This window comes from Arthrobacter sp. 18067 (assembly GCF_902706295.1).
GTDB lineage: Bacteria > Actinomycetota > Actinomycetes > Actinomycetales > Micrococcaceae > Arthrobacter.
This window is the reverse complement of the sequence record NZ_CACSJJ010000009.1, coordinates 12,279-33,210: the sequence shown is the minus strand read 5'-3', so window position 1 is coordinate 33,210 and position 20,932 is coordinate 12,279. Positions and strand designations below refer to the sequence as shown.

Here is a 20,932-nt window from a genome sequence, read left to right as displayed (position 1 = left end):
AACTTGAACCATGAGCCACACTTCTGCCGAATCTGTCACTAAAACTGCTGAAACCGAAGAACAGTTCTACACGCTGTGGACGGTCTTCAAGCGCTCGGCCGACGTCCTGCGCAGCGGCGATGCTGCCCAGGAATTCGAAGCCCTTGCGGAGAAGCTCGCCGAAGGCGGCGTGATCCTGCGTGGTAGCTACGACGTCTCGGCGATGCGCTCGGACGCTGACATCATGGTGTGGCTCCACGGACCCAAGCCGGAAGACCTGCAGTCCGCAGTCCGCTCCATCCGCCGCAGCAAGCTCTTTGCAGGAACCGACATCGTCTGGTCCGCCATGGGCGTGCACCGCGAAGCCGAGTTCTCCAAGAGCCACGTGCCCGCCTACGCCCGCGGGGTTGAGCCCAGCACCTGGCTTTGTGTCTACCCGTTCGTGCGCTCCTACGAGTGGTACCTGCTTCCGACGGAAGAACGCGGCAAGATGCTCCGCGACCACGGCATGCTGGGCCGCGAATTCCCGCAGGTCATCTCCAACACCGTCTCCTCTTTTGCCCTGGGCGACTGGGAATGGATCCTCGGCCTCGAAGCACCGGAGCTGGTGGACCTGGTGGACCTGATGCGTCACTTGCGGTCCACCGAGGCACGCCACCACGTGCGCGAGGAAATCCCCTTCTACACGGGCCGCCGCGTCACGGCGGCCGAGATTGCCGAGGTTCTGGCATGACCAGTCCCGTAGTGTCCACCGCACCCAACGCCATCACTGAGCGTGGCCGCCAGGAAGCCAAGCGCTACGATGCCGTGCTGCTCGCGTCCTTCGGTGGTCCCGAAGGCCAGGATGACGTCATCCCCTTCCTGCGCAACGTCACCCGTGGCCGGGGTATCCCGGACGAGCGCCTCGAAGAGGTCTCGCACCACTACCGCGCTTTTGGCGGGATCAGCCCCATCAACCAGCAGAACCGTGAGCTGAAGGCCGCCATCGAGGCTGAACTGGCCAAGCGGGACATTGAACTGCCGGTTCTCTGGGGCAACCGCAACTGGGATCCCTACATCGCGCCGGTCCTGCAGGACGCGTACGACGCCGGACACCGCCGGATCCTGATGCTCACCACCAGCATCTACTCCTGTTACTCCAGCTGCCGCCAGTACCGCGAAGACATCGGCATTGCCCTGACGGAAACCGGTCTGGACGGCAAGCTTGAGGTGGACAAGATCCGCCAGTACTTCGACCACCCCGGCGTGGTCCAGCCGTTCCTTGAAGGCACGGCAGCGGGTCTTGAAGAGATCCGTGGCAAGCTTGCCGCCGCCGGCGAAACCGACCCGGATTCCAGGATCCGCGTGCTGTTCGCTACCCACTCCATTCCCACCAGGGATGCCGAGGCGGCCGGAAGGTCCGACGACGAGCCGCGCGAGTTCGCAGAAGGCTCCGCCTATGCGGCCCAGCACCTGGCCAATGCCAAGGCCATCATGGATGTTGTGGCGCCGAACGTCGCCTGGGATCTTGTGTACCAGTCCCGTTCCGGTGCGCCGCACATCCCGTGGCTGGAACCGGACATCAACGACCACCTTGAGGAAATTGCCCCTGAAGGCGTCCGCGGTGTGGTCATTGTGCCGCTTGGTTTCGTCAGTGACCACATGGAAGTTGCCTGGGACCTCGACACCGAGGCACTGGAAACTTGCAAGAACCTGGGCATCGAAGCCACGCGTGTTCCCACCCCGGGGACGCATGCGGCCTTCGTGTCCGGCCTGGTGGACCTGATCTGCGAACGGACGGTGGAGAACAACATCGCCGACCGTCCGCACGTCACGGACCTTGGACCTTGGTACGACGTGTGCCGGCCCAACTGCTGCGAGAACTTCCGAGGCGCCAAGCCCGTCATTGCAGAGGTTGGCACCACCATTGGTATCGGCCACGATGCCTACCCGGCTTCGGAGGCAGCAAAGTGACCGTTCGCATCGGCACCCGGGCCAGCAAGCTGGCTTTGACGCAGACGCAGCAGACGGCAGACAAGTTGGCTGCGGTTGGCGGCTTCCCGGTGGAGCTCGTGCACATCAAGACCGAAGGCGACGTCAAGACCGGCTCCCTTTCCCAAATGGGCGGCACCGGCGTGTTCGTCGCAGCCTTGCGCGACGCGCTGCTGGCTGACAGCTGCGATGTCGCCGTGCACTCCCTGAAGGATCTGCCCACCGGGGCCGCTTTGGGCCTCAGCATTGCTGCGACGCCCCAGCGCGTTGATGTCAGGGACGTACTGTGTGCCCGCGATGGGTTGACCCTTGCAGACCTTCCAGGTGGGGCAAGAGTGGGCACAGGCTCCCCACGACGTGCTGCCCAGCTCAGGGCAGCGCGTCCTGACATCGAAGTGCTGGACATCCGCGGAAACGTGGACACCCGCCTTGGACGCGTCCCGGGGCTCCCCGGAAATGCCACTGATGAGGTTGTTCCCGGCAAGTCCTGCGATCTGGATGCTGTGGTGCTGGCTGCCGCTGGCTTGGAACGAATCGACCGGCTGGATACTGTCAGCGAGTTCTTCGCCACGGACGTCATGCTTCCCGCACCAGGACAAGGGGCGCTGGCCATCGAGTGCCGCACTGAGGATGCTCCGCGTCAGGCAGGAACCACTGAAGGTTCCAACGGCGTGCTGGCCCAAGCACTGGAAGCATTGAACGACGACGACACCCGGCTGGCCGTAACGGCCGAACGTGCCGTCCTTGCCAGGCTCGAAGCCGGTTGCGCCGCACCCGTCGGCGCCTATGCCTTCCGCAAGGGCAGCATGCTGCATTTGGAAGCTGTTGTCTGCGCCGTGGATGGCACCAAGACTGTCCGCGAGAAAAAGGCCACGGATGGGCTGACCGACGTCGGCGCCACGTTGCTCGGCATCGAAGTGGCAGAGCTATTGCTCGCTGCCGGCGCCGCGGAGATCGCGGACCTTGCCGCGTCCTGAACTGCATGATTCGTTGGGGCTGAACGGTCGGCGCATCCTGATCACCAGGAGCGCCGACCGTGCCAGGCCGCTGGCATCACTCCTTGGCAGCTTGGGCGCCACGCCGTTGGTGCTGCCGCTGATCGATTTTGAGCGGGCTGAGGACCAGACCTCCCTCGATGACGCCTTTGACCGGCTGGCCACCGGAGAATTCGATTGGCTGGTGATCAGCAGCGTCACCACAGTGCGGGTTCTTTTGGCGAAAGCTGCAAGGCTTGGGAAGTCCCTTGCGGACCTCGTCCCTGCCGGAACCAAGGTGGCGACCATCGGCCCATCATCCAGGGACGTCCTCGAATCCGTTGGCCTCACCGTTGCCCTGGCCCCTGCGGAAATCCAGTCTGCAGAAGGATTGCTTGCTGTGTGGGAAGCGGGCCTGGTACGAGTGCTGCTGCCCCAGGCTGATATCGCGGCACCGGGCCTGCGGGAAGGTTTGGCGGCGAAGGGTGCAGAAGTGGCCACGGTGGTTGCGTACCGGACTGTCGACTACCCAGCCCGGACGGGACGGACGCTGGAAGCGGAACTGCCCGCCGCCGTCGTGACTTCCGAAACTGAACTGGCGCCGATCCTCACCCCGGCAGACGCACTGACAGCGCTCGGGGCCGGGACAGTCGATGCCATGGTTGCTGCCTCACCCAGCGCCGCACGGCGCATCGCAAAGGTGTTCCCGTCCTTGGGCGCCTGCCGTCTGATCGCGATAGGGCGCCCGACGGCGGCAGAGGCCGCCCGCCTCGGTCTCACCGTCGCTGCCACAGCCAAAGAACCAACCCCGGACGGCATCGTGGCCGCCTTGGAATCTGTTTTCGCCAACGAAGGGAAACCGCAATGAGCTTTCCAAACCATCGTCCCCGCCGCTTGCGCACAACTCCCGCCATGCGCAGGCTCACTGCCGAGAACCGACTGGCTCCCGCAGACCTGATCCTGCCGGCTTTCATCCGGGAAGGACTCACTGAGCCCAGCCCCATCAGCTCCATGCCTGGAGTCGTCCAGCACACCACCGATTCCTTGAAGCGGGCGGCAGCCGAAGCCGTGGAGCTGGGCGTGGGCGGCATCATGCTGTTCGGCGTGCCCGCGGTACGCGACGCGCAGGGCACTGCGTCCCTCGACCCTGAAGGTGTTCTGAACAAAGCCATCCGCGATGTCAAAGCGGAAGTCGGCGATGACCTGGTGATCATGGGTGACGTTTGCCTGGACGAATTCACCGACCACGGGCACTGCGGTGTGCTGGATGCTGACGGCTACGTGGACAACGACGCGACCTTGGAGATCTACGGTCAGATGGCCGTGGCACAGGCTGAGGCAGGCGCCCACGTGTTGGGGCCGTCGGGAATGATGGACGGCCAGATCGCCGTGATCCGCCAGGCGCTGGAGGAATCCGGCAACAAGAACACCGCGGTCCTGGCTTATGCCGCCAAATACGCGTCGGCTTTCTACGGCCCGTTCCGGGAAGCCGTTGATTCCCAGCTCAAGGGTGACCGCCGGACCTACCAAATGGACGCAGCCAACCGCCGTGAAGCCATCCTGGAGGTTGAGTTGGACCTCGAAGAGGGTGCGGACATGGTGATGGTGAAACCCGCCATGAGCTACCTCGATATCCTTGCCGATGTCGCAGCCATGAGCCCCGTCCCGGTCTCGGCCTACCAAATCTCCGGCGAGTACGCCATGATCGAAGCGGCTGCCGCCAACGGCTGGATCGACAGGCGTGGTGCCATTACCGAATCCGTGCTCGGGATCAAGCGTGCCGGAGCCGATACCGTCCTGACCTACTGGGCCTCCGAACTGGCAGGCTGGCTGAAGGAGTCCTGATGACCTCCGTTCCCTCCGATCCCACTGCGCCCGTAGCGGCCAACCAGATCCTGCTCGGCCTGAACACCTTCGGCGACGCGGGGCTGGACGCCGAGGGAAACCCCAAGGAACATGCCCACGTGCTTCGCGAGTTGCTGGAGGAAGCAAAGCTGGCTGACGCCGTCGGGATCCATGCTTTTGGCGTGGGAGAGCACCATCGCCGTGATTTTGCAGTGTCGGCGCCCGAAGTGTTCCTTGGTGCCGCAGCCGCTGTGACGTCCCGGATTCGCCTGGGATCGGCCGTCACGGTCCTCAGCTCCGATGATCCGATCCGTGTTTTCCAAAGATTCGCAACCGTGGATGCCATCGCCAACGGCAGGGCTGAGGTGATGCTGGGGCGAGGATCGTTCGTGGAGTCCTTCCCGCTGTTTGGCCTGGACCTGGCAGACTACGAGGTCCTCTTCGAGGAAAAGCTTGAGCTGTTCGACAAGGTGCGCGCGCAGAAACCCGTCCACTGGGAAGGGCGGACGCGGCCCAACGTCAGTGGACTCCAGGTCTACCCGCGGTTGCAGCACCATCTTCTGCCGGCCTGGATCGGTGTGGGCGGCACGCCTGAGTCCGTTCTGCGCTGTGCTGAATACGGGTACCCGATCATCTTCGCCATCATTGGGGGAGAGCCCCGGCGCTTTGCCCCCTTGGTGAACCTGTACCGCGAAGCCATGGGCAAGTACGGCCACCCGATGCGCCAGATCGCAACCCATTCACCCGGATTCATTGCCGATACGGATGAGGCCGCCCGTGAGGAGCTCTTCCCGCACTGGCTTGAGCAGCGCAACAGGATCGGCGCCGAACGGGGTTGGGGTCCGGGTAACCGGGGTGAGTTCGATGCCATGTGCGGCCCCGAGGGCGCGCTATATGTGGGCTCTCCGGAGACCGTCGCGCAAAAGATCGTCCTGCTGAAGCGCAACCTTGGAGTGGACCGCTTCGACCTTAAATACAGCAACGGAACTCTGCCGCACCAGTCCATGATGCGCTGCATCGAGCTTTACGGCACCGAGGTGGCCCCGCGCGTCGCCGAGCTGTTGGCTGACGCCTCGTAGCTTGCGGCCTTGCCGCGGATGAATCACTGAAAGAATAGGAACCATGACTTCAAACACCCCTGTCTCCGATCAGCTCTTCGACCGCGCGCGGTCCCTTATGCCCGGCGGCGTCAACTCCCCGGTCCGCGCCTTCGGATCCGTCGGCGGAAACCCGAAGTTCATGGTCTCGGCCAAGGGGGCCTACCTCACGGACGCCGACGGCAAGGAATATGTGGACCTCGTGTGCTCTTGGGGGCCGGCGCTGCTGGGCCACGCGCACCCGGCAGTACTCGACGCCGTCCACGCAGCAGTGGACCGCGGGCTGTCCTTCGGTGCTTCTACGCCGGATGAAGCCAATCTTGCGGCGATCGTCAAGGAGCGCGTGTCCGCCGTCGAAAGGCTGCGCATGGTCTCCACCGGTACTGAAGCAACCATGACCGCGGTACGTCTGGCTCGCGGTTTCACTGGCCGTAACCTGATCATCAAGTTCGCTGGCTGCTACCACGGCCACCTTGATGGGCTGCTTGCCGCCGCTGGGTCCGGCGTCGCCACACTGGCATTGCCGGGTTCGGCCGGTGTCACGGCAGCTACGGCAGCTGAGACTTTGGTTCTGCCGTATAACGACCTCGACGCCGTCGAGGCTGCTTTCGCTGCCCACGGCAACAACATCGCTGCCGTCATTACGGAAGCCGCTCCGGCGAACATGGGCGTTGTCACCCCGGGGGAGGGCTTCAACGCAGGGCTGTCCCGCATCACCAAGGAACACGGTGCCCTTCTCATCCTTGACGAAGTCCTCACTGGATTCCGCACCGGCTACTCCGGCTACTGGGGGCTGACGGGCCGCCAGGAAGGCTGGGCGCCGGACTTGCTTACCTTCGGCAAGGTCATCGGTGGCGGAATGCCGACAGCGGCACTTGGCGGCCGTGCCGACGTGATGGATTACCTCGCTCCTGTAGGCCCTGTCTACCAGGCGGGCACGCTGTCCGGGAATCCTGTTGCCATGGCCGCCGGCGTGGCAACGCTGACAAATGCCACCCCTGAGGTCTACGCATTCGTGGATGCCCGTTCCCTGGAGCTCTCGGCGGCGCTGTCTTCGGCCCTGGACGCTGCGGGCGTGGACCACTCCATCCAGAGGGCCGGAAACCTGTTCTCCGTTGCTTTCGGCACCTCGGCCCACGGCGTCCACAATTACGACGATGCCCAGGGCCAGGAGACGTTCCGCTACGCGCCGTTCTTCCACTCCATGCTGGACTCCGGGGTTTACCTTCCGCCGTCCGTCTTCGAAGCCTGGTTCCTGTCAGCGGCCCACGACGACGCCGCGATGAACCGCATCGTCGATGCCCTCCCGGCAGCTGCAAAGGCTGCGGCTGCCGCTACCGCCTGATCGTGCTCATGCCCCGGGCAGCTGCGCGCGTCAGCTGCCCGGGGCATTGTTGCGTCCCCACGGGGTAGGCTCATAGTTGGAAACCCAACCCCAACGAACTAACGGTTTACCATGCGCAAGATCCAGACAATTGCATCCCTCGGTATGAGCATCGCGGCGGCTGGAGCTTTCGTCGCCATGGCGTCGGGCTGCTCAACCGGTAGCGGAAGCACCGCCCAATCCTCAGCGGAAGGGACGCCGTCGGCTTCCCCCTCCACCCCGTCAGGCACCCCGAAACCCAGCGCCGCTTCATCGCCGCCAACAAAGCCGTCTACGGTTCCTTCGCCCTCTGCCTCGCCGACCACAAGCGCTCCCGCCGTGGCCGAGCAACAGTTGGCTGCCTTAAGCCTTGAGCAGCGCGTGGGCCAGTTGTTCATGGTGGCAGCCAAGGCCACCGGCGCTGAGCCAGGAACCATGCAGGCGTTGAAGCAATATCACACCGGCAACGTCTACCTGAGTGGGCGTAGCAAAACAGGCTCTGCCGCTACTGCCGGCGTTGTGTCCGCGTTGACGGGAACGGTTTCGGCCGCCACCACCGGCGGAATACCCCTCTACGTGGCCACCGACCAGGAAGGCGGGTACGTCCAGGTTCTTTCGGGCCCTGGATTCTCGACGATCCCCACTGCCCTGATGCAGGCATCCTCCGGTCCGGCCAAGCTCCGCACCGATGCTGCAACGTGGGGCAGGGAGCTACGCAGCGTTGGCGTCAACGTCAACCTTGCTCCAGTCTTGGACACGGTAACCAGCCCGGAGTTCGCGCCGTCCAACGCCCCGATCGGCCACTTTCAGCGCGAGTATGGCTATGCACCCGCGACGGTTTCCTCACTCGGCAATGCTTTTGCCGACGGCATGAAGGACGCCGGTGTCGCACCGGTGGTGAAGCACTTCCCAGGTTTGGGCAGGGTTGTTCCCAACACGGACGTCTCCAGCGATGTCCGGGACACCTCCACCACGCGGAACGATCCCGCGCTGGAGCCTTTCCACGCAGCAATTAAGGCGGGCACGCAATGGGTGATGGTGTCCAACGCGTTCTACGACAAGATCGATCCGGCCAACATTGCGCCGTTCTCCCCGACGGTCATGGACACCATGCTGCGTGCCGATGCAGGCTTCAAAGGCATCGTTCTCTCGGATGATCTCTGCAGCGCCGCGCAACTGGAAGCCTGGTCCGATGCGGACCGTGCCCTGAACTTCTTTGGCGCCGGTGGAACCATGCTGGTGTGCGCGGATCCTGCGGCTATTCCTTTAATGCACCAAGCCGTGGTGAAGAAGGCGCAAAACGAGCCCGCGTTCCGGGCAAAAGTGGATGCTGCCGCCTTGACGGTACTTAGGGTCAAAGCCGGGCAATGAGCAAAGCAAAGAACCCCGCCTTCACATGGAAGGCGGGGTTCTCAACATCTGTCACTGCTCCGGGCTAGAGGACGTCCGAAAGGAAGCCTTGAAGACGTTCCGTCTTGGGGTCGGTGAACAGTTGCTCCGGAGGGCCGGATTCCACCACTACGCCCGCATCCATGAAGGTGACGATGTCCGAGACATTGCGGGAGAAACCCATCTCGTGGGTGACCACCACCATGGTCATACCTCCCTGGGCCAGATCCGTCATGAGGGCGAGAACGCCCTTAACCAGTTCGGGGTCCAGAGCGGATGTTGCTTCGTCGAAGAACATGACCTCCGGTTTCATAGCCAACGCGCGGGCGATGGCCACGCGCTGTTGCTGGCCTCCGGACAGGTTGGCGGGACGGGCATCGGCCTTGTGCTTCAGACCGACCAAGTCGAGCTGGGCCAGGGCCTCATCCCGTGCCTCTTCCTTGGACATGCCGCGGAGCTTGCGCAAGGCGAGGGAGATGTTCTCGGCAACCGTCTTGTGCGGGAACAGGTTGAACTGCTGGAAGACCATGCCGATCCGGCGACGCAGTTCGTCAGGGTTGTCCTTGAGAACGGAACGGCCATCCAGGAGAATGTCACCCTGATCCGGCTCGATGAGCCGGTTCATCACACGGAGAAGGGTTGACTTTCCCGAGCCCGAAGGACCGATCACGGAGGCCGTGGTGCCCTTCTCGACGTGGAGGTCAATGCCGCGCAATACATGGTTGCTGCCGAACGACAGGTGGATGTTCTTCGCAGACAACGTTCCTGAAGCGAATTCGCTCATGCCTGGGCTCCCTTTCCAACGACGGCTGCTGCTTCGTCCGGTTCCTTCTTCTCGGGTCGGCCGGCACGCATTCGGGCATCAATCCAGTTCACGAAGTGAGTGAGCGGGATGGTCAATGCCAGATAGAAGATCGCTGCAGCTACATACGGCGACAGGTTGCCGCTGTTGGCAGCGGCGTCCTTGCCGATCTGGAAGATCTCGCGCTCCGTTGCCAGCAAGCCAAGCATGAAGACCAATGACGATTCTTTGATCAACGCGATGAACTGGTTGACCAGCGCCGGAAGGACGCGGCGGATACCCTGGGGCACCACCACCAGCCGCATGGACGAACCGTAGCTGAACCCCAAAGCGCGGGTTGCCTCGAGTTGGCCCTTGTCCACGCTCTGAATGCCGGAGCGGAAGATCTCGCCGATGTACGCACCGGACATCAAGGACAATGCAGCAATCGCCATGGGGTACGGGCTCGTGGAACCGGTCAGTTCACGGATAACGGGACCGAAGCCGAAACCGATCACCAGGATGGTCAGAACGGGAGGAAGGCCGCGCAGAATGTCCGTGTAGATGCGGGCAATCCACCGGGCTGCTGCGTTCCGGGAGATCCCCATCAGGGCAAGCAGCATTCCGATCGCCGTTCCGATGATGCCCGATGTGACAGCCAGGATCAGCGTATTCGGAAGGCCGATGGCGAACATCTTGGGGATGACTTGGCCCATCGCCTCCCAGTCAAAGAAGGTGTCGGCCAGTTGATTGAGGATATCCATGGAACGCCCGGGTTACTTGGCGGGGACTTGGACGGCCTTGCTGCCCGGCGTCCAGCCCTGCGGGGTCTGCTCGGCAGCCGTCGGACGGTCCTTGTACCACTCAGCGGTGAGCTTGGCCCAGGTGCCGTCAGCAATCACGGCGTCGAGGCCGGAGTTCAAAGCATCGATCAGCGGCTGGTTGTCCTTGTTCACTGCGTAGGCGGTGAAGTTCTGGGTGTTGACAACCTTCTCGGCGATCTTGGTGTTGTCGCCTTCCTTGACCTGGCCTTCAGCCTGCTGCGAAGGTGCTACCCAAGCGTCGATCTGGCCGTTCTTCACGTTGCCATATACGGTGTTGTAGTCCGGGAAGCGAACGGGCTCAATCTTGAGGGTGTTCGTCATGTAGTCATCCTGGACGGTGCCCTGGACAACGCCAACCCGCAGGCCTTCCTTGATGTCAGCGAAGCCCTTGATGGCGGAGTCGTTCTTGGTGACGACAGCCATGTAGCCGAAGTCGTAGCCGTTGGTGAATCCGACGGTTTTGCGTCGTGCGTCAGTGGTGGAGATCGACGAGGATCCAACGTCGAACTGCTTGTTCGCAACCTGTGACAGGAGTGCCGAGAAGTCCGTGGAAGCGAACTCGACCTTGAGGCCGAGCTTGTCGCCGATGGCACGGAGAAGTTCATTGTCGTAACCGGTGAACTTGCCGGACGGATCGATGAAGATGTTCGGCGGAGCGTCGGAAAGTGTGCCCACGCGCAAGGTGCCGTCGGTGATGAGGCCGAGCTTGGACTTGTCGATCTTGTCCAGCGGCGTGACGTCGGCGGTGGTGAACTTGTCCAGCGTCTGCTGGTCACTGCCGGCGAGGGCGTCGGTGGGGGAGCCGCTGGGCTCGGAGGAGCCTCCGCCGCATGCTGCCAGGGAAATCACCAGGGCTGCGGCCACGGGGGCAACAGACAGCCACTTAGGAGCTTTGAATTTCATAAAGAAATCACTTTCATCGGGTCACGGAGACGTTTCGCGGTGGGCGGGGAATTCGGCAACCGAAAGAAGGTTGGCCGCCGTAGCAGACTTCAACCCGCCAAACTTAATTATGTCACCAGCCCGCTAGCGCACGGTGAATCGAACAAATGGTTGCTCACACTCAATTTGTCCGAATAAACTTCCCGCCTGAAGGCCTCCGAGCTCCGGACTATTCCGAGGGCAGCTCTCCGCATGGAATCCACGCACGACCAAGCCCAGGTTGGAGGTTCCCGAAATTGCTGTGACTTGCGTCGCAGAAAGTAACGTGCGGGATGTTTCCGACTTAGAAGCCGCCCCGGCTTGCGTCCTCGGGCGGAAGTACCGGCCATTCGCCTTCGATGACTGCCGTGGGTTTGCTGCGCCGCAAGTACTGCTGGAAATCGGCGGCCTGTGACGCGGCCCAGTCTACTTGGAGCTGATGCAGCGTGGATGCCGGCATCTGGAGTTTGGGGAATTTGCCGGCCATGGCATCCAAGACGCGGAGGGTGGCAAGCGCATCCGCAGCAGAGGTATGCGCGTTGGCCAGGTCCACTCCGTATTCCTCGCACAGGGCGGTCAGGGTGCGCTTGCCCTTGCGGTAGCGGTCAACTTGCTTGTTCATGACGTACGGGTCCAGAACTGGGAAACGGCTCAGTTGCGGGACGCCGTAGCGGGCGGATTCGGCGGCCAGGACCGTGAAGTCATAGCTTGCGTTGAAAGCGATGACTGGAGTACCGGCGTCGAACAGTTCCTGGAGAACCGCGGCGACTTCCCGCGTTACCTCCGCTGCCGGGCGGCCTTCAGCGCGGGCCTTTTCTGTGGTCACTCCGTGCACTTCACTGGCTTCGAGGGGAATTTCGACGCCGGGATCGGCCAGCCACTCATGTTCGGCGATGAGCTCTCCGTGTGAGTCCACGACTGTGATGGAAGCGGTGACGATGCGGGCTGAACGCGAGTTCTTCCCGGTGGTCTCGAGGTCGAATGCGGCGCGGGAGAGGGTGTTCCAGGAACTCATGGTTTCAAGTTACCGGGTGGCCCCGACAGTATTGGGCGCGACACTCCTGCCGTTACGCTGAACACATGCGGATGGAGTATGTGACGGCGGTTCTGGCCGTTGTGGACCTCGTGCCGTCGGGTTCAGCGGTCTCCTATGGTGACGTCGCGGAGCTCCTGGGAGCCGGTGGACCCCGCCAAGTTGGCGCAGTCATGAGCCACTATGGCAGTTCGGTGGCTTGGTGGAGGGTGCTTCGGGCAAGCGGGGAGGCGCCCCCCGGCCACGAGGCTGACGCCCTTCGGCACTACCTGGATGAATCGACCCCCCTCCATGGCGCTTACGAAGCATTCCAGAGGACGGGCGAAGGCCGCTGGCGGGTGGATCTGACGGCCGCGCGCTGGGCGCCTACGGACGCCGATTTCGATCAACTTGATGTGATCTCCGACCAGTTGGAGCGTCAACTCCATAAATTGTCGGTGCCCGATGATGAAATGACTGTGTGACCGCGACTCCTGCCAAAGCCCGCCAAGTACCGGCAGCTCTTCGCCTGCTGCCTCCGCGCGAGACCCACTACACGGCACCCGTTTTGTCTCCGGACCAAGAAGCAGTCGTTTCCCTCCGACAGGGGAGCGGCCCAGTGCTGGTGCCCGGAGGCCCGGGAACCGGCAAGTCCACCGTGCTCGTGGAATCCGCCGTCCGACGCGTTCGTGAGGATGGGCTGGACGCTGAACAGATACTGATCCTCGCGCCTGGACGGCATGCTGCCGCGGCCTTGCGGGACACCTTCACGGGGAGGCTTGACCGCAGTCTCAGTACGACGCCGGCACGCACCTGGGCGTCGTACGCTTTCGATGTCATCCGGCGGGCGAAAGCCGAAGGCGTCCTGCCCCTGGCCAGGCCGCCGAAACTTCTGTCCGGACCGGAGCAGGACCTGATCATCAAGGAGTTGCTCGAGGGGCACTCACGGCCCGGTTTCCAGTTGCCTTGGCCGGAGGACCTCGCGGCGGCACTTCCCACCCGCGGCTTCCGCCACGAGATCCGTCAGCTGTTCGACCGCATCATTGAATCGGGCCGTACCGCGGAGGACCTGGTCGGGCTTGCCTATGAATGCGGACGTCCCGATTGGATGGCCGCGGCCGAGCTCTACAGCGAATACAGGGATGTCCTGGACCTGCGCATGCCCGAGGCCTTCGACCCCGCGGGAATCATCACCACGGCGCGGCAGATCTTCCAGGATTCGCCGGCCTTCCTGGCAGCCGAACGCGAACGCCTCCAGCTCATTTTGGTGGATGACGCCCAGGAGTCCAATCCCGCGATTTTCGAACTTCTTGCCGATATATCCGAAGGCAAGGACGTTGTGGTGACGTACTCCCCGGATACTGTCGTGCAGGGCTTCCGCGGAGCACGTCCAGACCTTCTCGCTGAGCTGCCTTCCCTGTTGGGAGGCCTGCAGCAGGCAGTTAAAGAATGTCCGCTGTGGGTTACCCACCGTCACCGGCCCGAGGTAGCTGAAGCATGGACGCGTGTCGCAGCTCGAATTTCGCAGCGCTCCGGTGGTCAATTGGCCCGGAGGATGGAGCAGCCACCAATGGTGGAGCCCGCGCCGGCCGGCGAGGGCCGTGTGGAGGGGCATGTGCTGCCGTCCGCCGTCCATGAGATGCGGTACGTTGCCCAGCGGATTCTGGAAGCACAGTTACGGGAACACCGGGACTTCAGCGATATCGCGGTGATAGTGCGCAACGGAGGACAGATCTCGCAGCTGCAGCGTTACCTGAGCGGCCAGGGAATCCCGGTACGCGTTCCGGTGGCAGACTCAGCCGTCCGCGACGAAGTAGCTGTCCGTCCGCTGTTGGAGACCTTTGCGGTTGTCCTGGACCCAGCTAAGTTAACTCCCGAAACGGCAGTTTCCCTCCTGACATCGCGTGTAGGCGGAGCCACTGCCATCGAATTGCGCAGGCTCAGGCAATCGCTCCGACGCGAGGAACTTCTGGGCGGTGGCGGCCGATCCAGCGACGCCCTCTTGGTGGAGGCTCTGCTTCAGCCCGGGGCCTTGGCGTCGCTGGGAATAGAAGGGAGTTCGGCCCGCCGGCTGGCCCGCATGATAGCGGCTGGATGCGGGGCTGCCGCTGAGCCCGGTGCCAATGCGGAGTCTGTTCTGTGGGCCTTGTGGCAGGCCACCGGATTGTCGTCCCGATGGGCTGAAATGGCGCTTGAAGGAGGCAACGCCGGCGCACGGGCGGATCGTGACCTCGACGCCATGATGGCCCTGTTCCATACAGCCGAACGCTTCGTCGACCAATTGCCTGGATCCGGTCCTGAACAGTTCCTGGAGTATCTGTTGAACCAGGAACTCCCCATGGACACTCTCGCCGCACGGGCACAGCTCGAGGCCTGTGTTGAGATCATGACTCCGGCCAGTGCAGCGGGCCGGGAATGGCCGGTGGTGATCGTTGCCGGCCTCCAGGAGGGCGTGTGGCCCAATACCCGTTTACGTGGTGAGCTCCTGGGGAGCACGCTGTATGCCGACGCCGTGGAGCATGGAGTGGATTACGCTGTCCGTCGTGGACCGTTGAGTAGGCTCCGGGATATCCGATACGACGAACTCAGGAGTTTTTCGACCGCCGTGTCGCGCGCCCGTGAGGTCCTGATTTGCACGGCCGTTTCGTCCGAGGATGAGCAACCCTCTGCCTTCCTGGATTATGTGGCACCGCTGGATTCCGGCGAGTACAGGCGCGAGTACACCCCAGTGGACCGTCCCATGACGCTACGGGCACTTGTCGCGGAACTGAGGCAACATGCCCAGTCCGAAGATTCCGATACTGGCGCCGGGCAGGAGGCGGCGCGGTTGCTGGCCCGGCTCGCAAGTACGGAACCACCTGTTCCGGGCGCCCACCCGGACACTTGGTGGGGCTTGGCGCCCCTGAGTTCCGTGGAGCCTGTTGTTCCTCCCGGCGGAACAGTCCCTGTCTCACCATCCAAGGTGGAAGCGGTCCATAAGTCGCCACTGGACTGGTTTGTCCAGGCCGCTGGAGGTGAGGCTGCCACAGATTTTGCACGGAGCCTGGGAACGTTGGTCCACAGTATTGCCCAGGAATTTCCCGATGCTTCGGGGTCAGAGTACGTCGCTGAACTTGTCCGCCGCTGGCCCACGTTGGGCATGAAGGACAACTGGGAAGGCAGGCTTGACTTCCAACGCGCGGAGCTGATGGTCCGCAAGTTGGCCCAGTACGTTCTCATCATGCGCAACGACGGAAGAAGCCTGCTGGCGGTAGAGCACGACTTTGAGGTACAGCTTCCTGATGTCAGCGTGGATGCGGCAACCCCTGATGGAAGTGAGGGGGAGTCCACCCGGCGCGCGGTCCTCCGTGGCCAGGTGGACCGCCTTGAGATCGATCCCGAGGGCAGGCTCGTCATCGTGGACCTCAAGACCGGAAAGCGTCAACCTGGGAAGGCCGAGGTTGCCAAGCACCCGCAACTGGGTGCCTATCAGGCGGCAGTACTCAGGGGTGGCTTCCAGGATGCGGGAACCGGTAAACCAACGGCTGACGCCGTTCCCCTCGCCGGGTCCCCGAACGGCGTTGTCCCCGGGGGTGCCGTCCTGGCCCAACTAGGGACCAAGACCAAGAGTCCGGGGGTGCAGCAGCAGGATCCGTTGGACCCTTCCGACAATTGGGCAGAGAACCTGGTTAACGAAGCTGCTGCCCTGATGGCCGGGGCCACGTTCGAAGCACGGCACGATCCCAGCAAAGGGGGGCATGGCGGCCATGGGTGCCGTCTCCCGGATATTTGCCCGTTGTGCGCCAGAGGAAAGCAGGTCACTGAATGACAACTGAGCTCTTGGACGGCTTTGCCGCTGCTCCATCCGGCACCCAGGGCGTGGCAGCTGTTCCGGAGCCCCGCTTTTCACCCTATGAACTTGCTGACATTCTTGGCGAAAGGAACCATCCCACCTCCGAACAGTCGGACATCATCGCCTCCTCGCTGTCACCGCGTTTGGTGATTGCCGGAGCCGGGTCGGGGAAGACCGCCACGATGGCTGACCGGGTGGTGTGGCTCGTGGCCAACGGCTGGGTGCGTCCGGAGGAAGTACTTGGTGTGACCTTTACGCGCAAGGCCGCAGGGGAACTGGCCAGCCGGATCCGGACCAAGCTGGCCACTCTCCAGCGAGTTGCAGCCGAGGATGACGGCACCATCGGGTTCCCCGACGGACTCGTAGGTGCTGACGACCTTGAACCCAAGGTCTCCACATACCACTCCTATGCAAGCGGCATAGTGTCTGACTACGGTCTGCGGTTGGGCATCGAGCGCGACGTCGTCCTGCTGGGCGGGGCACAATCCTGGCAGTTGGCCAGCGAAGTTGTCGAGGCGTACGACGGCGACTATGAGCACTTCACTGCGGCCAAGTCAACGCTCGTCAATGCCGTCATTCAACTTGCCGGGGAGTGCGCCGAACACCTGCAGGATCCTGGCTCCGTGCGGGATTGGGTCCTGGAACGTGTAGAAATTTTTGGCCAGCTTCCCTACGTGGCCGGCGCAAAGAAGAACCCGACCCAGGCTGCTGCAGACTTGGCAGCCATGCTCCGGACCCGCGCCAGCGTGGCAGACATGGTGGTGCGCTACCAGGAAGCGAAGCGGCAGCGCGGAGTCCTCGATTTCGGAGACCTCGTGGCGCTCGCTGCCCGGATTGCGAGTGACATTCCCCTCGCGGCGTCAACGGAGAGGGCCCGCTACAAAGTGGTGCTCCTGGACGAATTCCAGGACACATCCCATGCCCAGCTGGTTCTCTTCTCCCGGCTCTTCGGCCATGGACACGCCGTCACAGCGGTGGGTGATCCCAACCAGTCGATCTATGGGTTCCGCGGTGCCTCGGCCGGACAGCTTTTCCATTTTGTCCAGGAGTTCCCCGTCAGGAACATGGACCCCACGGAGAGTGTTGAGGCCTATTCCGTGGCCCCAACGTCGTACCTGACTACTGCCTGGCGGAACGGTCGGCACATTCTTGAAGCTGCCAACACCATCGCAGCGCCCTTGAACAAAGCAGCAGCATCGGATGGCCCTGCGGGGGAGAGGGGGACGGCCGGCAGCGTCTCTGTCCCTCCGCTGGTTCCGAGCCCGGCAGCGGTCGACGGCAGCGTCGTGATTGGCCGTTTCGGTACGGACGAGGATGAAGCCGCTGTTGTAGCCCGGGATGTCCGCCGCTATCAGCGCACGGTCTTCGAGCAAGAGAAGGACGGGACGCCAGTCAAGCCAACCATGGCGGTCCTGTGCCGCAGGCGCGCGCAGATGGAGTGCCTTCGCCGGGAGTTTGAGTTGCAGGGAATTGCCTACGAAATCGTGGGCCTTGGCGGTTTGCTGGACACACCGGAGATTGTGGATCTGGTGGCCACCTTGCGCGTCCTCGCCGATCCAGGACGCTCCGATGCCTTGATGAGGCTGCTGGCTGGAGCCCGTTGGCGGATTGGCCCGGCAGACTTGATGGCGTTCAGCGACTGGTCCCGCTTCCTTGCCCGTCGCCGTTCAGCTCCGGACGCCCACTCCGAAACCACAGATGACAACGAGGAACCGGCGGCGGTAGTGGTCGAGAGCGACATTACAGATGCCGCCAGCCTCGTGGAAGCCCTGGACTTCCTCCCTAGGGCGGGCTGGACGTCCGGGCACGGGAGGAGCTTGAGTGCTGCTGCCTTGGAGCGGCTGAGCAGACTTGCCTCGGAACTTCGTTCCCTGAGGAGCTACATCGGGGACGACCTCACGACTCTCCTCGGCGAGGTGGAACGCGCAATGCTCCTGGACATTGAAGTAGCGGCAAAGCCTGGAATCAGCATTCACCAGGCGCGCCGGAACCTTGACGCCTTTCAAGATGCCGCGGCCGGATTCCTTCAGACATCCCAGCGCATCGATCTCTTGGCATTCTTGTCGTGGCTCGAGGCTGCGGCCTCCGAGGAGGGCGGCCTGGACGTTGCACCCGTCGAAACCAACCGGGAGGCCGTGCAATTGCTGACGGTGCACGCCTCCAAGGGTTTGGAATGGGACGTTGTCTTCGTCCCCGGCCTCAACGCAGGTTCGTTCCCCAGCAGCAGGGATTCGCGATGGAGCAGCGGAGCCGCTGCGTTGCCGTGGCCTTTGCGGGGTGACCGCGCCGACCTCCCCCAGTGGGACCTCGACCAGCCTGACCAAAAAGGGTGGCTGGACGCGGAGAAGGATTTCAAGTCCGAAGTCCAGCATCATGGCGAGGCCGAGGAACGGAGGCTCGCCTATGTCGCCTACACACGGGCGAAATTCGTCTTGTGGGTCTCCAGCGCGGCCTGGAACGGCTCCCGCTCAGGCATGGCCGGTATGTCTGCCTTCCTCTCCGAGCTGGCCCCGCTTGCCGGAGTCGACCCCGAGAGCGGTGCCAGCTGCTCCCACGCGCCCGGCTGTGCAGTGGTCCATCCGGAATCTGTAGCCGAGGAAGCACTCCCCGAGGAGAGCCCTCTGACCGCAGCGCTTGAGGTCGCCGGCTTCCCGTATGATCCCCTCGAAGGTCCTTCGGATCCCCGGAGCGGCGCCCGCCTCAGGTTGGTCCCAGGGCGCAGGCTGGCCATGGATCAAGCGGCGGCAAGGGTCCGTGCGTACATCGGTGATGCCCTGGGCCAGGCACCCTCCCCGGAGCTTAGTGGCCCTGCCCGTAAATGGTCCCAGGAGGCAGAACTCCTGCTGGACCGCCAACAGCAACGTAAGTCAGTTCAGGATGTTCACCTGCCGAGCCACATTTCGGCCTCGCTTTTCGTGGACCTCGGTGCCGACCCGGCTGCCGTCCTTAGCCAACTCCGCAGGCCGGTTCCCCGCGAACCCGGCATTTCAGCCCGCAAAGGTACGGCCTTCCATGCGTGGGTTGAGGAGTACTTCGGGACCACGGGCATGCTCGACCTCGACGAGGCGCCAGGCTCGGACTCCCACATCGACGAGGCATACGGCTTGGAGGACATGGTGGCGGCCTTCAAACAGTCCGAGTGGGCACAGCGCGCGCCCGCATTCGTCGAAGTGCCGGTGGAAACCCGGATTGGCGACGTCGTAGTCCGTGGACGCATCGATGCAGTGTTCCGTGACGCCGATGGACGCTGGCAGCTCATCGACTGGAAGACCGGACGACGTCCAGCGGGTCAGCAGTTGGCGACCCGGGCGGTACAGCTGGCTGTATACCGGCTCGCTTGGGCCCGGCTCAAGGGCGTGCCCCTTGAAGACGTCAGTGCTGCGTTCTACTACGTCGCGGACGACTCAGTGGTGCGGCCGCACGACTTGGGCAGCGCCGAAGAACTGGAGCAGATTGTCGCGAGGGCGTTGGAGAGTGCCGGATAGAGGGCTGGACCGCCGTTAAAGCTAGGACCTCTCGGCCGCATGGAGCGGTGTCACATTGACCACGCTGATCGCGGCCGTGGACGTGTCATCCGGGTCCACCGTGTCAGCGGAATCGCGGCCCTCCAATGGTGCGGACCTTTCACCGTCCCCGGTGTCGACGGCTGATTCCGGTCCGCCGCTTCCCTCCGGGATGGACGGAAGAGACTGCTCGGAAGGCCCCGCAACCGTCGCCGTAGCGGCCGGTATGGCCGCCACCGTAACTGTTGGACCGGCGTCGGGAATTGCCGCTACGCTGACGGGAAGCTGCTGGCCGGCCGGAGTTTCAGGCGCCTGCAGCACAGCCGCCTCTTCCTCGGCCGCTTGAGCGGCTTCTTCTTCGCGTCGCGCCTGCTCCTCGATGTCGTCGGCCAGTGTTTGGAGCATGGACTCAGCTTCGGCGGTCATGCTCTGGTGTCCGGCCGCCATGGCCTTGACCAAGTACTGGGCGAGGGCGAATTCTGCCAGCAGCGCTGCACGGCGGAGCAGGTGGACATCCGGGGTCTCCCGGCGTGCCTGGGTGTAATGGGCCAGGACGGCATCAACGAACGTGGCCTCATTGGACGCAACAAGCCACGCGAAGTCGTCCGCAGGATCACCAATCCGGAGGTCGGTCCACCCCGTCAAGGCAGTTACGGAGTCATCCTGCACCATGAGGTTGTCTTCATGGAGATCCCCGTGGACCACGGATGTATTGAACCGCCAGAGGGCAACGTCTTCGAGGGCGTGTTCCCAACGACGGAGGAGAGTGGCCGGGATCTTCCCGGTGGTTGCCGCTTGGTCCAGTTCATTGAGTTTGCGCTGCCGGAATTCATTGGCAGAGTAACTCGGCAGGTCCGCGTTGGTCACAAGGGTCAACGGGAGGTCGTGAATGGCGGCAAGGGCTGCCCCGATCTCCTGAGCCAGGGCGGGGCTGCCTGCGGAGAGTTCTTCGATGGACAGCATCGAGCCCTGCAAGTGCGCGTAGACAAACGTGGTGAGGGCGCCTTGACGCACAGTGCCGGCGATGGTTGGCACGTGGAAGGGCAGCTCGGCACGGATGGCAGGTGCGAAGGCACGCAGCACCATGAACTCGGTCTCCAGCCGCGTGCTGGCTTCCGGATGGCGTGGGCAACGGACCCGCCAGCGCTTGCCTTCCGAGTCGAGCAGCAGCGCCGAGTCGAAATCGGCGTCGTCGTCGGGGGAAAAGGCTGTAGCCGTCGGCGCCAGGCCAGGCACCGCCGCAGTTGCTATGGCGGCCAGTTCGAGCGGTGTTCTTCTCACGTTCTCCACGGTAGATTGAGTGTGCCCTGTGGCCATGATGCAGTGCGGCGAGTCTTCAGATCCACAGCAAAACAAGGCAATTTCGCCTCCCTGGCAGTCCGGTAATGACGCATCCACAGGGCGGGGCCCTTCCAAATGTTTTTTGTCGGTACGAGTCAGT

The 20,932-nt window shown here is 63.4% G+C and carries 16 protein-coding genes; 11 read left to right on the top strand and 5 right to left on the bottom strand.

Going from position 1 to position 20,932, the window contains the following annotated elements; all coding sequences use genetic code 11:
• Nucleotides 1–10 precede the first annotated feature (10 nt).
• The 8 genes from hemQ (at nt 11) to GVL04_RS10430 (ending at nt 8,600) form a co-directional block, all read left to right on the top strand.
• Complete coding sequence (hemQ, locus tag GVL04_RS10465; protein ID WP_159703617.1) at nt 11–712, top strand: hydrogen peroxide-dependent heme synthase; 702 nt, start codon at nt 11–13, stop codon at nt 710–712.
• A complete protein-coding gene (locus tag GVL04_RS10460; protein WP_159703614.1) occupies nt 709–1,932 on the top strand; it encodes a ferrochelatase in 1,224 nt (407 codons plus the stop codon). Before hemQ ends, GVL04_RS10460 begins: the two co-directional genes overlap by 4 nt.
• Nucleotides 1,929–2,927, top strand: a complete 999-nt coding sequence (gene hemC, locus GVL04_RS10455) for a hydroxymethylbilane synthase (RefSeq protein ID WP_159703611.1) — start codon at nt 1,929–1,931, stop codon at nt 2,925–2,927. Before GVL04_RS10460 ends, hemC begins: the two co-directional genes overlap by 4 nt.
• Nucleotides 2,914–3,792, top strand: a complete 879-nt coding sequence (locus GVL04_RS10450) for a uroporphyrinogen-III synthase (protein WP_159703608.1) — start codon at nt 2,914–2,916, stop codon at nt 3,790–3,792. Before hemC ends, GVL04_RS10450 begins: the two co-directional genes overlap by 14 nt.
• Complete coding sequence (hemB, locus tag GVL04_RS10445; protein WP_159703605.1) at nt 3,789–4,769, top strand: porphobilinogen synthase; 981 nt, start codon at nt 3,789–3,791, stop codon at nt 4,767–4,769. Before GVL04_RS10450 ends, hemB begins: the two co-directional genes overlap by 4 nt.
• A complete protein-coding gene (locus GVL04_RS10440; protein WP_159703602.1) occupies nt 4,769–5,848 on the top strand; it encodes an LLM class flavin-dependent oxidoreductase in 1,080 nt (359 codons plus the stop codon). Before hemB ends, GVL04_RS10440 begins: the two co-directional genes overlap by 1 nt.
• A 43-nt stretch (nt 5,849–5,891) precedes the next feature.
• Complete coding sequence (hemL, locus tag GVL04_RS10435; RefSeq protein WP_159703599.1) at nt 5,892–7,211, top strand: glutamate-1-semialdehyde 2,1-aminomutase; 1,320 nt, start codon at nt 5,892–5,894, stop codon at nt 7,209–7,211.
• A gap of 111 nt (nt 7,212–7,322) precedes the next feature.
• Entirely contained in the window at nt 7,323–8,600 is a 1,278-nt protein-coding gene (locus GVL04_RS10430; RefSeq protein WP_159703596.1) for a glycoside hydrolase family 3 N-terminal domain-containing protein, read from the top strand.
• A 64-nt stretch (nt 8,601–8,664) separates the two neighbouring features.
• Here the strand turns inward: GVL04_RS10430 and GVL04_RS10425 are convergent, their stop codons facing one another.
• From GVL04_RS10425 to GVL04_RS10410, 4 genes are all read right to left on the bottom strand, one after another.
• Nucleotides 8,665–9,402, bottom strand: coding sequence for an amino acid ABC transporter ATP-binding protein (locus GVL04_RS10425; protein WP_159703593.1), 738 nt, complete (start codon nt 9,400–9,402; stop codon nt 8,665–8,667).
• On the bottom strand, nt 9,399–10,163 hold the full coding sequence (locus GVL04_RS10420) for an amino acid ABC transporter permease (RefSeq protein WP_159703590.1): 765 nt from the start codon (nt 10,161–10,163) through the stop codon (nt 9,399–9,401). Before GVL04_RS10420 ends, GVL04_RS10425 begins: the two co-directional genes overlap by 4 nt.
• 12 nt (nt 10,164–10,175) lie before the next feature.
• Entirely contained in the window at nt 10,176–11,126 is a 951-nt protein-coding gene (locus tag GVL04_RS10415) for an ABC transporter substrate-binding protein (RefSeq protein ID WP_159703587.1), read from the bottom strand.
• A 322-nt stretch (nt 11,127–11,448) separates the two neighbouring features.
• Entirely contained in the window at nt 11,449–12,159 is a 711-nt protein-coding gene (locus tag GVL04_RS10410) for a 3'-5' exonuclease (RefSeq protein WP_159703584.1), read from the bottom strand.
• Between the two features lie 65 nt (nt 12,160–12,224).
• On the opposite strand from GVL04_RS10410, the gene GVL04_RS10405 reads away from it, so the two are divergent.
• The 3 genes from GVL04_RS10405 to GVL04_RS10395 are packed head-to-tail and all read left to right on the top strand — an operon-like array spanning nt 12,225 to nt 19,473.
• Complete coding sequence (locus GVL04_RS10405; protein ID WP_159703581.1) at nt 12,225–12,641, top strand: MGMT family protein; 417 nt, start codon at nt 12,225–12,227, stop codon at nt 12,639–12,641.
• Nucleotides 12,638–15,964, top strand: coding sequence for an ATP-dependent DNA helicase (locus GVL04_RS10400; RefSeq protein WP_159703578.1), 3,327 nt, complete (start codon nt 12,638–12,640; stop codon nt 15,962–15,964). Before GVL04_RS10405 ends, GVL04_RS10400 begins: the two co-directional genes overlap by 4 nt.
• Nucleotides 15,961–19,473, top strand: a complete 3,513-nt coding sequence (locus GVL04_RS10395) for an ATP-dependent DNA helicase (protein WP_159703575.1) — start codon at nt 15,961–15,963, stop codon at nt 19,471–19,473. Before GVL04_RS10400 ends, GVL04_RS10395 begins: the two co-directional genes overlap by 4 nt.
• A gap of 21 nt (nt 19,474–19,494) precedes the next feature.
• On the opposite strand, the gene GVL04_RS10390 is transcribed toward GVL04_RS10395, so the two are convergent.
• Nucleotides 19,495–20,772, bottom strand: a complete 1,278-nt coding sequence (locus GVL04_RS10390; protein ID WP_235036243.1) for a macrolide 2'-phosphotransferase — start codon at nt 20,770–20,772, stop codon at nt 19,495–19,497.
• Nucleotides 20,773–20,932 lie beyond the last annotated feature (160 nt).